This window comes from Alloyangia mangrovi (assembly GCF_002300555.2).
Classification (GTDB): Bacteria; Pseudomonadota; Alphaproteobacteria; order Rhodobacterales; family Rhodobacteraceae; genus Salipiger; species Salipiger mangrovi.
The window spans coordinates 64,421-79,356 of record NZ_NTHN02000013.1 but is presented as its reverse complement, the minus strand read 5'-3'; the positions used below and the strand labels follow the sequence as shown (position 1 = coordinate 79,356).

Below are 14,936 nucleotides of genomic sequence, written 5' to 3'. Positions count from 1 at the left end.
GCCGCCCGGGAGGATCGCGAATGAAGCTCTCGTTTCACGGTGCAGCGCGTCAGGTCACCGGCTCGTGCCACCTCGTGGAAGCGGCGGGGAAGAAGATCCTCGTGGACTGCGGCATGTTCCAGGGCGCGCACGAGCTGCACGACGAGAACGCTGCTGACTTCGGCTTCGAGCCCGCGGAGATCGACCTGCTGCTGCTGACCCATGCCCATCTCGACCATTGCGGGCGGATCCCGCTGCTGGTGAGCCGCGGCTTCTCGGGGTCGATCCTTTCGACCGCGGCGACGCGCGACCTGGCCCGGCTGGTGATGATGGACTCGGCGCACCTGCACGAGGAGGAGGCGCGGCGAAACCGACGCAAGGGCCGGAAGGGCGGGCGCTTCGAGCCGCTCTATGACACGGTGGATGCCCTCGATGCGGTAGGGCTCTTCGGTAAGCCCGTGCGCTACGCCAAGCCCATCGAGCTCTTCCCCGGTATCATGGCGACCTTCTTCGAGGCTGGGCATATCCTCGGCTCGGCCTCGATCCTGCTGGAGATCACCGAGGGCACGCGGCGGCGCAGGGTCCTGTTCTCGGGCGACATCGGGCCGGGCGGTCGCGTGCTGCTGAACGACCCGGCGCCGCCCGCCGATGTCGACGTGGTGGTGATGGAGACGACCTATGGCGACCGGGACCACCGATCGCTGGCCGGTTCCGTTCAGGAATTCTACGCCGCGATCCGCGCCACGGAGGCGCGCGGCGGCAACGTCATCATCCCGACCTTCGCGCTGGAGCGCGCACAGGAGCTGCTGTGGTACCTCCGCGAGGGGCTGGAAGCGGGACACATCAAGCCCGGCCTGAGCCTCTATCTCGACTCGCCCATGGCGATCTCGGCAACGCGCATCTTCGGCCGGCACCTCGAGGCGATGGGGCCCGAGCCCGCACGGATGGTCCGCAACGGGGAGGATCCATTCGACCTTCCGGGGCTGCATTTCACTCAGGAGGCGAGGGGCTCGATGGAACTGAACGACGTGCGCTCCGGCGCGGTGATCATGGCCGGCTCGGGCATGTGCACCGGCGGGCGGGTGCGGCACCACCTGCGCCACACGCTCGCGCACCCCGAGTCCAGCATCATTTTCGTCGGCTTCGCCGCCGAGGGTACGCTGGCGCGGATCATCATCGACGGGGCGTCGCGGGTGAAGCTCTTCGGCGATGAAGTGCCCGTGCGGGCGCAGATCCATACGATCAACGGTTTCTCTGCCCATGCCGGGCGGAGCGCCCTGAAGGCCTGGCATGCAAGTCTCGGCACCCCGGACCAGACGTTCCTGGTGCATGGCGAGCCGAAGGTGATGGAGGCTTTCGGCAGGGAGCTGACGGGCGGCACGGTCCGGATACCTGTCATGGGAGAGGCATTTGAGCTCTAGGGGCCGGGCGGCGGCGCCGCGAGCCTTGCAGCGTCGAGGGAGGACAGCAGATGGATGATCACGGGCACAGCGGCGGACCTGTTCTGACGTGGTTCGAGGACCTGACGCGGAATGATGTGCCCGAAGTGGGCGGCAAGAACGCCTCGCTCGGCGAGATGGTGGCCCGGCTCGGCAGCGAGGGGATCCGCGTACCGTCGGGCTTTGCCACCACCGCTGGTGCCTACCGCAGCTATATCGCTGCGAACGGGCTCGACGCGGTCCTGGCCGATGCGCTCGAGCAGCTTGCCGATGGGCGGCTGACGCTCGCCGAGGCGGGGCGCCGAATTCGCTCGGCCGTGGCGGCCGGAACGTGGCCCGCCGAGATCGAGCAGGCCATCCGCGCCGCCTACCGTGCACTGGCCGGCCGCGCCGGGACGGACGAGCCCGCCGTGGCGGTGCGCTCCTCGGCCACCGCCGAGGATCTGCCCGACGCCAGCTTCGCGGGCCAGCAGGAGACCTTTCTCAACATCCGCGGCGAGGCGGCGCTGCTCTCCGCCTGCCGCCGGTGCTATGCCTCGCTCTTCACCGACCGGGCGATCACCTATCGGCAGATCAAGGGGTTCGATCATCTCGCCGTGGCGCTTTCGATCGGGGTGCAGCTCATGGTGCGCTCGGACGAGGGCGGCTCGGGGGTGATGTTCTCGCTGGACACCGAGAGCGGCTTTGACAAGCTGGTGCTGATCAACGCCGCGTGGGGGCTGGGCGAGAACGTGGTGCAGGGGGCGGTGAGCCCCGATGAATACCAGGTCTACAAGCCCTTCCTCGATGACGAGACCCGCGTGCCGATCCTGCACAAGGCGCTGGGGGCCAAGGAGATCAAGATGATCTACGGCGCCGCCTCCGAGGCGCCGACCCGCAACGTGCCGACCTCGAAGGCCGAGCGCGAGAGCTTCGTGCTGTCGGACGCCGAGATCCTCGAGTTGTCGCGCATGGCGGTGAAGATCGAGCGCCACTACGGCCAGCCGATGGACATGGAATGGGCGCGCGACGGGCAGGGCGGGCCGCTCTATATCGTGCAGGCGCGGCCCGAGACCGTGCAGTCGCGCAGCAAGGGGCACGCCTTCCGCAGCTACCGGCTGGGCAAGACCGGCCCGGCGCTGCTGAAGGGGCTCAGCGTCGGCAGTGCGGTGGCGACGGGCGAGGTTTGCTTGATCGAGAGCGCCGCCGACATTGGCCGCTTCCGCGACGGCGCGGTGCTGGTCACCTCGACCACCGACCCTGACTGGGTGCCGATCATGAAACGCGCCGCCGCCATCGTCACCGACCATGGGGGACGGACGTCGCATGCGGCGATCATCAGCCGCGAGCTTGGCGTGCCGGCCATCGTCGGCACCGGGCAGGCGACGCATCTGTTGCACGACGGGCAGGCGATCACCGTCTCCTGCGCGGGCGGCGACGAGGGGGTGATCTACGCCGGGGAGGCCGACTTCGAGGTCGAGGAGACACGGCTCGACGAGATCCCGCGCACCCGCACCAAGGTGATGCTCAACATGGCCAACCCGGCGGCAGCGACGCGCTGGTGGCGGCTGCCGGCGGATGGGGTGGGGCTGGCGCGGATGGAATTCGTGATCTCAAACGAGGTCAAGGTTCACCCGCTGGCGCTGACCCGCTACGACAGCCTGCCCGACGGCCCGGACCGCGAGGCCATCGACCGGCTCACCCGCGGCTATGCCGACCGCACCGAGTATTTCGTCGAGACGCTCGCCCGGGGCCTCTCGCGCATCGCCGCGACTTGGTACCCGAACCCGGCAATCATCCGGATGAGCGATTTCAAGACCAACGAATACGCCGGGCTGCTGGGGGGGCGCGGGATTCGAGCCTAAGGAAGAGAACCCGATGATCGGTTTCCGCGGCGCCTCGCGCTACTACTCTGACGCCTACCGCGACGGCTTCGCGCTCGAATGCCGCGCGATCCGCCGCCTGCGCAAGACCATCGGTTTCCGCAACGCCGTGGTGATGATCCCCTTCTGCCGCACCGTGGTCGAAGCGGACCGGGTGCTCGAGGTGATGGCCGAGAACGGGCTGCGCCGCGGCGAGGAAGGGCTCGAGGTCTATGTGATGTGCGAGATCCCCTCGAATGTGATCCAGGCCGAGGCCTTTGCCGAGCGCTTCGACGGCTTCTCCATCGGCTCCAACGATCTCACACAGCTCACTCTCGGTGTCGACCGCGATTCCGAGGCGCTCGCCAGCCTCTTTTCCGAACGCGACCCGGCGGTGCTCTGGATGATCGAGACGGTGATCGCCAAGGCGCGCAAGGCGGGGCGCAAGATCGGCCTCTGCGGGCAGGCGCCCAGCAACCACCCCGAGTTTGCCCGGCTGCTGGTAGAGGCGGGGATCGACAGCATCTCGGTGACGCCTGACAGCTTCCTTGCGGTGAAGCGTCACGTGGCCGAAGCGGAGAAATAGCGCGGCGCGCAGCTGAGTTTTAAGGGGGCGGGTACGCCAGGAGGGGGCGCCGCATGACCATGGTCACGATCAACGGACGGCAGGTGCAAGTCGAGGAGGGCGCCACCCTGCTCGACGCGGCAAGGACGGCGGGCGTTCACATCCCCACCCTGTGCCATCACCCCTGCCTTCCGGCCCATGCCACCTGCCGCATGTGCCTCGTCGAGGTTGCGGGCGCACCCGACCCGCAGCCAGCGTGCAGGACCCCGGCGCAGGAGGGCGCCGTGGTGGATACGGACACCGAGGCGCTGCAGGCCTTCCGCCGCACAGATGCGGCCTGGCTGTTGGCGCGGCACCCCGACGATTGCCTGCGTTGCGAGATCGACGGTGCCTGCCAGCTGCAGACCCTTGTCCGGGAAAACCAGTGGCGGGACCTCTGGCCCAAGCTCCCTGCCGGAGAGCCGGGTTCGCCCGAGGACGACTTCACCGACCACACCTCGCCCGGCATCTGGCGGGACCTCGCGAAATGCATCGAATGCGGTCTCTGTGCCGACGTCTGCGGAGAGGCCGTGCAGCAGCAGTTCATCATCGGCTTCGCCGGGCGCGGAGGGGATCGTCGGCCGGTCACCGTCTTCGAGGCGCCGCTCGGCGAGACAGGGTGCATTTCCTGCGGCCAGTGCACGCTTGTCTGCCCTGTCGGTGCCCTGATCGAGGCGCCGCACTGGCACGAGGTTCTGCATACGCTCGATGGGCGCCGGCGGGCTTCGGTGGTGCAGGTCGCGCCGGCGACCCGGATCGCGATCAGCGAGGAATTCGGTCTCAGGCCCGGCACCGTGAGCACCGGCCGGATGATCAACGCGCTGCGCCAGCTTGGCTTCGACCATGTCTTCGACACCAATTTCGCCGCCGATCTCACGATCATGGAGGAAGGCACCGAGCTTCTGGCGCGGCTGCGGGCGGGCGCGGGGCTGCCGCTCTTCACCTCCTGCTGCCCGGGTTGGGTGAATTGGGTCGAGATTAACCGGCCCGACCTGCTGCCGCATTTGAGCACGACGAAATCGCCCCAGCAGATGCACGGTGCGATCGCCAAGCGGAGCGTCTTCGCACGCGCACTGGGCCCCGATTTCGCCGCGGGCAGGGCCGAGCCCTATGTGGTCAGCGTCATGCCCTGCACCGCCAAGAAGGACGAGGCGCTGCGACCTGGCCTCTCCGGCGACGTGGATCACGTGCTCACCACGCGGGAGCTGGCCCGGATGATCCGCTCCCGCGGGATCGCCTTCGGCGCGCTTTCCGAGGAGGGTCGCTTCGACAGCCCGCTCGGGGAGAGCACGGGCGCGGCGCAGATCTTCGGCGCCTCCGGCGGGGTCATGGAGGCCATGGTCCGCACCGCCGCGCATCTTGCTGGCGTGGAGGAGTCTCTGCCGCTGGAATGGGAAGCGCTGCGCGGCGTCCGCAACGGCATCAAGACAGCGACCCTCCCCGGCATCGGCATGGTGGCCGTGTGCAACGGCATCGCCGCCGCGCAACGGCTGCTCGAGGGAGAGGGCTGGCGCGAGGACTTCGTCGCCATCGAGGTCATGGCGTGCGTCGGCGGCTGCCTCGGCGGGGGCGGCGAGCCGAAGTCGATGGACCCGCAGATCCTCCAGAAACGCGCCGCGGCCATCTATGCCGTCGACGCCAAGGCGCCGCGCCGCCGCTCCTACGAGAACCGTGATGTGCAGGCGCTCTACGCCTCGGAACTGGGCGCGCCGAATTCGCCCGCGGCGCACCACTTGCTGCACACCCATTACGCCGGTAGGGGGTCTCGCCGGGCGCTACTGATGCGTTTTCTCGACTGCGTGGACAGACGGGACGGGGCCGCCGCCGCGAACCTGTTCGAGCCGGGCGGTATCTGGTCGACAGCCGCGGAATTTGGCGACATCCAAGGGGCCGATGCCATCGCGGCGTTCATAGACAACACCTTGCCGCCGAGACGCTACGGGGCGGCTTTCAAGCGGCACCAGATGGCATCCGCGGCAAGAACGGAAGATCTCACCGTCCTGACGCCCGATGGCGGCCGCTGCCGGTTCGAGCTGGCGCTGGTCGCCGGGGCCGGCGGGGATGCGCCGCGGGCGCGTATCGCGCACCTCACGCGTACGGTGCTGTGATTTCTGCCGAAACTTCCGCGGCCGGGGCTGGGCCGCAACTCGAATCCCGTTGAGCGCACATGCTGCACATCGTGCGTCCCGTCACGCACATCGCCCCCTGGGGGGGACGATGGTCGCGGTAGGTGGTTTTCCGCCTGCCTCCTTCTGGACCCGCCCACGAGGGTTGAAGAAAATGCTGGCTTGCTCGAAGGTTGCGGCATCGCCAGCGGTTTTCTTGATCCCGCTTTTCAACACGTTCCCATTTCGAAACGACAGACCCGGCCGCGGTCGGCACCGCGCCCATCCCGGCCCTCGCGTCTGGCTATTGAAGGAATTCGCATGGAGTTTCTCGACCGGGCCTTCGGCCTCATCAACGATCTGACCTGGGGGGCGGCGCTCATTCCCTTCCTCGTCGTCCTGGGCTGCTTCTTCACCATCGCCAGCGGCTTTGCGCAATTCCGCTACTTCAAACGCATGTTCAGGGTGCTTTCCAAGGATGGCAGCTCTGCCGATCCCAACAAGATCTCGGCACGCGAGGCGCTGTTTGTCTCGGTGGGTGGGCGCGTCGGGGGCGGCAACATTGCCGGCGTCGCCGTGGCGATCACCGCTGGTGGTCCGGGCGCGGTGTTCTGGATGTGGGCAATCGCGCTGGTGGGCATGTGCTCGGCGATGATCGAGTCGATCCTCGCGCAGGTCTACAAGGAAACCATGCCGGGCGGCGACTTCCGCGGCGGGCCAGCCCGCGCCATCGTGCATGGCCTGGGGCACAAGTACCGCTGGCTCGCGGTCATCTACTGCATCTGCCTCATCGGCTCGTTCTCGATCGGCTTCAACGCCTTCCAGGGCAATACGGTCGCCGGCGCGGCGGCGGACAGCCTCGGCGTGCCGCGCATCGCGACGGGGCTCGTGCTCGCCGCGATCACCGGCTTTGTCATCTTCGGCGGCATCCACCGCATCGCCAAGGCCGCCGACGTGATCATTCCGGTCATGGCCATCGGCTACATCGCCATGGCGCTGCTGGTGATCGTGCTCAACTTCACGTCGCTGCCGGCGGTGCTGGTGGACATATTCGCCAATGCCTTCGGCTTTCGCGAAGCGGTCTCTGGCGGCATGGGCGCGGCGATCGCACAGGGCCTGCGGCGCGGCCTCTTCTCCAACGAGGCCGGGCTGGGCTCGGCGCCGAACGTTGCCGCCACGGCCTATGTTCACCACCCGGTGAGCCAGGGCATCACCCAGAGCTTCTCGGTCTTCATCGACACCATCCTGATCTGCTCCTGCACGGCCTTCGTCATCCTGCTGGGGGATGTCTACACGCCAGGCGCCGCCGACATCGACGGGGTCGCGCTCACCCAGCAGAGCCTTGTCTCGCACGTGGGGAGCTGGGCGCAGTACTACCTTACCGCCGCCATCTTCCTGTTTTCCTTCAGTTCCATCATGTACAACTACTACCTTGGCGAGAACGCGCTGAGCTTCATGACCGATGAGCCGATGGCCCGAAACATCCTGCGCATCGCGATCATCGGGATCGTCCTGCTCGGTGCCGTTGCCCCCGGCGCCACCGCGGTCTTTGCCTTCTCCGACCCGATGATGGGCATCCTCGCCATCGTGAACCTGCTGGCGCTGGCCATGCTCTTCCCGATCGCGGCGCGGGTGCTCGACGATTTCACCAGGCAGGTCCGGGCGGGGGTGGATCGTCCGGTCTTCTGCGCCGATGACTTCCCCGATCTTCAACTCGACCGGACCTCCTGGCCGGAGAAACGGCCCGCGGAGTGAAGGCTCCCGCGGGCGCGGGGCAGGTCAGGGGATGCGGGTCCGTTCGATGAACTTGCGCAAGGCAAAGCGCGAGCGCACGCTGCGGACGCCGTCGATCTTCATCAGCTTCTTCTGAAGCACCTCTTCGTATTCCTCGAGGTCCCTCACCAGGACCTCGAGGAGGAAGTCCTGCGAGCCGGTCATCAGCATGCCGGTCACCACTTCCTCGATTCCCGATACGGCCTTCTGGAAGCGCTCCACGTCCTCTCCGTCCGAGCGCTCCAGCTCGACCGAGACAAAGGCGGTGACCCCGAAGCCCGACACCTTGCGGTCGATCTTGGCGACGTAACCGCTGATCAGCCCGGTTTCCTCGAGCCTCTGCACCCGGCGCTTGCAGGGGGTGGGCGACAGGCCGACCTTCTCGGCCAGCTCCACCACGGTGATCCGGCCGTCGGACTGCAGTACCCTCAGGATCTTGCGATCAAGTTCGTCGAGGGAAATTGGCATGTGGTGTCTCCTGCGTGGTGGAGGCCGGATGGCGACCCGTTGTTTCCGCTATACAAGGCGCAGATTCGAAGTGTTCCCCGGCCCTTTATGCAGCCTTGTAGTGACAATCACCGCAAAAGCACCTCGGCCTAGCGAATAGGTTTAGGGCGGATCGAAAGCGGCCCCGAGTTTGGCCGAAAACGCCGTGCCTTCTGTGCCACACTGTCGCAGACACCAATCTAGCGGTTTTTGAGGACCAGATGGCATTGAAACTTGTCGAAGAACAGGCTCCCGCGGGCTACGAGCGCCTTGTCTACATCGAGGACGAAGAGGCCGGGCTGCGCGCTTTCGTCTGCGTGCATTCCACCGTTCTCGGCCCGGCGGTCGGCGGCTGCCGGATGTGGAACTACGCCACGCTCGATGAGGCGCGCACCGACGTGCTGCGTCTCGCGGCGGGCATGACCAACAAGAACGCCATGGCGGGCCTTGGCCTTGGCGGCGGCAAGTCGGTCATCATCGGCGATCCCCGCAGTGACAAGACCGAGGCGCTCTTCCGCGCCTTCGGCCGCGCGATCGAGAGCTTCGGCGGCAGCTACTATACCGCCGAAGATGTCGGCATTTCACCCGAAGACATGGCAAATGTCGCCAAGGAGACCGCCTATGCGGTGGGGCTCGACCACGGCGCCCATGCCAGCGGCGACCCGTCGCCTTTTACCGCGGAAGGCGTCTTCCAGTGCCTGAAGGTCGGCGCGAAGGCCGTCTTCGGCACCGATGATCTGGCCGGGCGCCGCGTTCTTGTGCAGGGTCTCGGCCACGTCGGCTGGAGCCTTGCGGAAAAGCTCCATGCCGCCGGCGCGGAACTGGTGGTGTCCGATGTCAACGCGGAGGCGGTGGAAAAGGCACGCGCCAGCCTCGGCGCAGAGGTCTGCCCGCCGGGGGAAATCTTCGCGCAGCAGATGGACGTCTTTGCGCCCTGCGCCCTTGGCGGGATTCTCACCCATGAGACCGTGGCCCAACTGACCGCCCGCCTCGTCTGCGGGGCAGCGAACAACCAGCTGCTCGAGCCCTCGGTCGCCGAAGACCTTCTGGCGCGCGACTGCCTCTACCTGCCGGACTACGTGGTGAACGCGGGCGGCATCATCAGCGTCGCCGGAGAGGTCCACCACGCCGGGCCCGAGTACCGCGCGGACCGTCTCGTGCAGATTGCGGGCCGCGTTGCGCAGATCGTCGAGACCAGCCGAAAAGAGCGCAAGACGACAATCCAAGTCGCCGATGACATTGTCGCCGACATCCTTGCCAAGGCCGCCAAGGTCGAGGCGCTGGCCGTCTGAGGGCAACCTCCCGGAAGACCCGCCGCTCCCGTGACCTCGGCGCAGGCCCCGCGCGGGCCGGTCACGGGGGAGGCGAAGGCACCAGTGGCGTCCGGTCCGCTTTTCCGAGCGGGCCGCGCCTATGGCTCGAGTCGCGCAAAGCAGATCGCCGCCTGCTCGAGAAACACGCGCGGCTGCGGCGCCGGTCGGAAAACAGTCCGTCGCACGGGCCGGGCGGCAGGGCGTGATCACCGCGAGCAGGAACCCTCCGTCCTGCCGGATCGACTGCCACGTGTTCGGACCCGTATCTTCGCGATGCTTGCGCAGACACCCGCTCAAGAAGGGGTGCGACGGAATTTTCTTCTGTGAGTCGCACTCAGGTTGAGTATCTTGCCCCAAGATCGCCTCACTTAAAGCAATTTTGAATATTCCCAATTTATGAGGTCGGACGATGACAAAGTTCCGGTTCCCAACGGCGTTCACTATTCTTTTCGTTTTGATTGCGATTGTAGCGATACTCACCTGGATCATTCCCGCCGGCGAATATGCGCGAGAGATGAACGAGAGCCTCGGTGTCGAGGCTCCGGTCCCGGGCACCTACCAGCATGTCGACCCCAATCCGCAGGGGATCACCGATGTGATCCTTGCCCCGATAGCCGGGATGTATGACCCGGGCCTGCTCGGCTCCGCGTCCAGCGCGGCCATCGACGTCGCCTTCTTCGTGCTGATCATCGGCGGGTTCCTGATGGTCGTCACCAAGACAGGTGCGATTGACGCAGGCATCGGCGCGCTGCTGAACAAGCTCGGCGGCAAGGAACATCTGATGATCCCCATCCTGATGATCGCCTTTGCCTTCGGCGGAACGAGCTATGGCATGGCCGAGGAAACGCTGGCCTTCTACGCGCTGATCATCCCGGTGTTCATCCGGGCGGGCTACGATGCGCTGACCGGGGTGGCGGTGATCATGCTCGGGGCGGGGATCGGTACACTGGGCTCGACGTTCAACGCCTTTGCCACCGTCGTCGCCTCGCAGGGGGCGGGCATCGCCTTCACCCAGGGTATCGTTCTGCGCGTGGTGATCCTCGTGGTCTGTCTTGCCGCGGGCATCTTCTACGTCATGCGTTACGCCCGCAAGGTAAAGGCCAATCCCGCTGCCTCGCTCGTTTCGGACATGGCCGAGGACAATCGCAATTTCTTCCTCAAGTCGTCCGAGACGGCAGGCGCGGCCCTGCCGACGCTCACGCCCGTGCGCACCGCCATACTGGCGCTCTTCGGGCTGACCTTCGTGGTGATGATCATCGGCGTCGTCGGGCTCGGCTGGTGGATGGCCGAGATGGCCGGGCTGTTCCTTGCGATGTCCATCGTGGTGTGGATCGTGGCGAAGTTCGACAAGGAAACCTCGATGGACGAGAAGACCTTCGTCGAAACCTTTGTCGATGGGGCGCGGGACCTGCTGGGTGTTGCGCTGATCATCGGCGTGGCCCGCGGCGTGGTGGTGATCATGGACGCCGGCAAGATCACCGACACCATCCTGCACTCGGCCGAGGGCCTCGTCACCGGACTGAGCGAGACGCTCTTCATCAATACGATGTTCGGTATCCAGCTTTTGATGTCGTTTCTGGTGCCGTCCTCCTCGGGGCTGGCGACGCTTTCCATGCCGATCATGGCGCCGATGGCGGATTTCGCCGGGGTGGGGCGCGAGCTCGTGGTGACCGCTTACCAGTCGGCGAACGGCCTGGTGAACCTCTTCAATCCGACCTTTGCCGTCGTGATGGGGGGGGCTGGCCATCGGCCGTGTCGCCTTTGATCGCTGGCTGCGCTTCGTGATGCCGCTGGTGATCGGCCTGGCGATCATCATCATGCTGCTGCTCAGCCTGGGCGCGATGATGAGCTGAGGCGGCGCCCTGCCGATGGTTTGCCGGCGATGAATTTTGGCCGTGAATTTTGGCCGGGCCGCAGGACGCGGCCCCGCCGGGCGAATTTCAAAAGGGAGTTTCAAAGATGGAATTTGGCGTTCACTCCGAAGTCGGAACCCTGCGCAAGGTCATGGTGGCGCGCCCCTCCTTGGCGCATGAGCGTCTCACCCCGCGCAATTGCCACGAGCTGCTCTTCGACGATGTTCTCTGGGTTGAGCAGGCCCGCCGGGATCACGCCGAGTTCGTGAGCCAGATGCGGCAGCGGGGGGTCGAGGTCTTCGATATCCAGGACCTGCTGGCCGAGGCACTGGACAAGACCGACGACGCCCGTCCCTTCCTGCTTGACCGGCTGGTCACCGCGAACCTCTGCGGGCCGGGCCTGGCGGCCTACATGCGTCCCTGGCTGGACGATCTCGATGGCAAGACGCTGGCCCGGCAGCTCCTCGGCGGGATCATCATCGACGATCTGCCGGACGAGGACATGCGGCGCATGGCGCAGATCACCATGGCGCATACCGATTTCATCATCCCGGCGGTGCCCAACGCGCAGTTCCAGCGCGATCCCTCTTGCTGGATCTACAATGGCGTCACGGTGAACCCGATGTTCTGGCCGGCGCGCCAGCCTGAGACGCTGTTCCAGCGCACCGTCTACAAGTTCCACCCGATGTTCCGAGACGCCGACTTCAAGATTTGGTGGGGTGACAGCGACGAGAACTTCCAGTCGGCCTCGGTCGAGGGTGGGGACGTCATGCCGATCGGCAATGCCACCGTGTTCATAGGCATGGGCGAGCGCACCACGCGTCAGGCGGTGACGCAGCTCGCGCAGGCGCTGTTCAACCAGGGCGCCGTCGAGCGGGTGGTGGCCTGCGTCATGCCCAAGTCGCGCGCGGCGATGCACCTCGACACGGTGTTCTCCTGCCTCGACCGCGACAAGGTCACCGCCTTCATGGAGGTCGCAAGCGAGATCCGCTGCTTCTCGGGCCGCCCGGACGGCAAGGGGGGCAACGCGATTACTGAGGAGAAGGGCTCGATCTTCGACGTCTACAGCGAGGTGATGGGGGTCGAGGACCTCAAGATTATTGCCACCGGCGGCAACGAATTCCAGGCCGAGCGCGAGCAATGGGATGACGGCAACAACGTCGTGGCGCTCTCTCCGGGTGTGGTGGTCGGCTACTCGCGCAACACCTTCACCAATCGCAAGCTGCGCGAGGCGGGGGTCGAAGTGGTCGAGATCAACGGGCAGGAACTGGGCCGCGGTCGCGGCGGTGGCCATTGCATGACCTGCCCCCTGCTGCGCGACCCGGTCTGATCCCGCGCCTTCAAGACCAACGAATTTGAACTAATCCCAAATTTTACGGAGGCCGACATGGCACTCAATCTTAGAGGCAAAAGCTACCTCAACATCGCTGATTTCAGCCAGCGCGAGATGCTCTATCTGCTTGATCTCGCCCGCGACCTCAAGCGCGCCAAATATTCCCGCAGCGAAAAGAAGGCGCTGCAAGACAAGAACATTTGCCTCATCTTCGAGAAGACCTCCACGCGAACCCGCTGCGCCTTCGAGGTGGCCGCCCACGATCAGGGCGCTCATATCACCTACCTCGATCCGTCGGGCAGCCAGATCGGCCACAAGGAGTCGATGAAGGACACGGCGCGCGTGCTGGGGCGGATGTTTGACGCCATCGAGTTCCGCGGCGCCGGTCAGGACATGGTGCAGCAGCTCGCAGATTACTCCGGCGTGCCGGTCTACAACGGCCTTACAGACGACTGGCACCCGACGCAGATGCTCGCCGACATGCTGACCATGGTCGAGCACGCCGACAAGCCGCGCACCCAGATCGCCTACGCCTATCTCGGCGACGCCCGCAACAACATGGGCAACTCGCTGCTGCTGCTCGGCGCCATGATGGGCATGGACGTGCGGATGATCGCGCCCAAGGAGAACCAGAACGAACAGAATATCATCGACATGGCCGAGGACTGGGCGAAGCAGACCGGCGCGCGCATCACCATCACCGATGACGTGAATGCGGTCGATGGCGTGGACTTCATCCACACCGACGTCTGGGTCTCGATGGGCGAGCCCGCCGAGGTCTGGGAGAGCCGGATCAAGCTGCTCATGCCCTACCAGGTGAACATGGACTTGATGAAGAAGGCCAACAATCCGCATGTGAAGTTCATGCACTGCCTGCCGGCCTTCCATAACACCGAGACAAAGGTCGGCGCCAACATCGCCGAGAAGTTCGGCATCACCGAGATGGAGGTGACCGAGGAGGTCTTCGAGGGTCCGATGAACATCGCCTTTGAGCAGGCGGAGAACCGCATGCACACCATAAAGGCCATCCTCGTCGCAACGCTGGGGGCCTGAACCATGCGGATCGTTGTTGCTCTAGGCGGCAACGCGCTGCTTCGCCGTGGGCAGGCGCTCACGGCGGAGAACCAGCGCGAGAACGTCCGCGTCGCGGCAGAGGCGCTGGCGCCCCTGGCCGAGGGAAACGAGTTGGTGATCACCCATGGCAACGGCCCGCAGGTCGGGCTCTTGGCGCTGCAGGAAGCCGCCTACACAGAGGTCGACGAGTATCCGCTCGACGTTCTGGTGGGCGAGACGATGGGGATGATCGGCTACATGATCGAGCAGGAGATGGGCAATCTCCTGCCCTTCGAGACCCCGCTCGCCACGGTGCTGACCATGGTCGAGGTCGATCCCGCCGATCCCGCCTTCGACAATCCCACCAAGTTCATCGGCCCGGTCTACGAGGAGGCCGAGGCCAAGAAGAACGCCGAGGAGAAGGGCTGGGCGATCAAGCCCGACGGCGACATGTGGCGCCGGGTGGTGCCCTCGCCCGAACCCAAGCGCATCTTCGAGGTCCGACCGATCCGCTGGATGCTCGAGAACGGCGCGGTGGTGATCGCCGCGGGCGGCGGCGGCATCCCCACCATGTATGACCGCGAGCGGCATCTCACCGGCGTGGAGTGCGTCATCGACAAGGACTTCTGCTCCTCGCTTCTCGCCACCGAGATCGAGGCCGATGTCTTTGTCGTCGCGACCGATGCCGACGCGGTCTTCCTCGACTGGGGAACGCCCGACCAGACGGCGATCCGCAAGGCTTCGCCCGACATGATGGACAGCTACGACTTCCCGGCGGGCTCGATGGGGCCGAAAGTGTCGGCGGCGCAGAAATTCGCGCGGGCGAGCGGGGGCAGGGCGGTGATCTGCGCCCTCGCAGACATCGGCGCGGCCCTGCGCGGAGAGACCGGAACCACCATTTCCTCGGATGTGACCGAGATCGAACTGGTCCGCGGATAGCGCGGGGCTCGCGCCGGGCAGCGCGCGCAGGTGCCTGCCCGGCGGGCTCACAGACCGGGACCTTCGCCCGCCGCTGGCCCGGCAGCGGGGGCAGGCCGGGGGCCTGTCGACCCGCGCCTGCGCCAGCAGGCCGCGCATGGCCCGATCGTAGCAGCAAACCGGATTTCGCGCCGGCTGCGACATTTCGGGGCTATGCGAACCGCTTTCTCTTGCCTAGC

Annotated in this window: 11 protein-coding genes; 10 read left to right on the top strand and 1 reads right to left on the bottom strand. The window is 66.1% G+C overall.

Annotation, left to right across the window (positions count from 1 at the left end; translation table 11 throughout):
- The first annotated feature begins 20 nt into the window (after positions 1-20).
- The 5 genes from CLG85_RS09430 (at position 21) to CLG85_RS09410 (ending at position 7,723) form a co-directional block, all read left to right on the top strand.
- Entirely contained in the window at positions 21-1,400 is a 1,380-nt protein-coding gene (locus tag CLG85_RS09430; protein ID WP_095881302.1) for an MBL fold metallo-hydrolase, read from the top strand.
- A gap of 50 nt (positions 1,401-1,450) precedes the next feature.
- Positions 1,451-3,262: a phosphoenolpyruvate synthase gene (gene ppsA / locus CLG85_RS09425; RefSeq protein WP_260348769.1), complete on the top strand. Its 1,812-nt coding sequence runs from the start codon at positions 1,451-1,453 to the stop codon at positions 3,260-3,262.
- Between the two features lie 13 nt (positions 3,263-3,275).
- On the top strand, positions 3,276-3,845 hold the full coding sequence (locus CLG85_RS09420) for a putative PEP-binding protein (RefSeq protein ID WP_260348768.1): 570 nt from the start codon (positions 3,276-3,278) through the stop codon (positions 3,843-3,845).
- A gap of 53 nt (positions 3,846-3,898) precedes the next feature.
- Entirely contained in the window at positions 3,899-5,971 is a 2,073-nt protein-coding gene (locus tag CLG85_RS09415; protein WP_095881300.1) for a [FeFe] hydrogenase, group A, read from the top strand.
- A 318-nt stretch (positions 5,972-6,289) separates the two neighbouring features.
- Complete coding sequence (locus CLG85_RS09410; RefSeq protein WP_095881299.1) at positions 6,290-7,723, top strand: alanine/glycine:cation symporter family protein; 1,434 nt, start codon at positions 6,290-6,292, stop codon at positions 7,721-7,723.
- A 24-nt stretch (positions 7,724-7,747) separates the two neighbouring features.
- Here the strand turns inward: CLG85_RS09410 and CLG85_RS09405 are convergent, their stop codons facing one another.
- Positions 7,748-8,209, bottom strand: a complete 462-nt coding sequence (locus CLG85_RS09405; RefSeq protein ID WP_095881298.1) for an Lrp/AsnC family transcriptional regulator — start codon at positions 8,207-8,209, stop codon at positions 7,748-7,750.
- A gap of 239 nt (positions 8,210-8,448) precedes the next feature.
- Between CLG85_RS09405 and CLG85_RS09400 the strand changes: the two genes are divergently transcribed.
- From CLG85_RS09400 to arcC, 5 genes are all read left to right on the top strand, one after another.
- Positions 8,449-9,519: a Leu/Phe/Val dehydrogenase gene (locus CLG85_RS09400; protein ID WP_095881297.1), complete on the top strand. Its 1,071-nt coding sequence runs from the start codon at positions 8,449-8,451 to the stop codon at positions 9,517-9,519.
- 430 nt (positions 9,520-9,949) lie between these two features.
- Positions 9,950-11,305 (top strand): YfcC family protein, encoded by a 1,356-nt coding sequence (locus CLG85_RS09395; RefSeq protein ID WP_260348766.1) that lies wholly within the window; start codon positions 9,950-9,952, stop codon positions 11,303-11,305.
- Positions 11,306-11,499: 194 nt separating this feature from the next.
- On the top strand, positions 11,500-12,723 hold the full coding sequence (locus tag CLG85_RS09390; RefSeq protein WP_095881295.1) for an arginine deiminase: 1,224 nt from the start codon (positions 11,500-11,502) through the stop codon (positions 12,721-12,723).
- A 57-nt stretch (positions 12,724-12,780) separates the two neighbouring features.
- Positions 12,781-13,779 carry an ornithine carbamoyltransferase gene (locus tag CLG85_RS09385; protein ID WP_095881294.1) on the top strand — a complete coding sequence of 333 codons (999 nt, stop codon included), beginning with the start codon at positions 12,781-12,783 and terminating at the stop codon, positions 13,777-13,779.
- 3 nt (positions 13,780-13,782) lie between these two features.
- Complete coding sequence (arcC, locus tag CLG85_RS09380; protein WP_095881293.1) at positions 13,783-14,718, top strand: carbamate kinase; 936 nt, start codon at positions 13,783-13,785, stop codon at positions 14,716-14,718.
- The last annotated feature ends 218 nt before the right edge of the window (positions 14,719-14,936 follow it).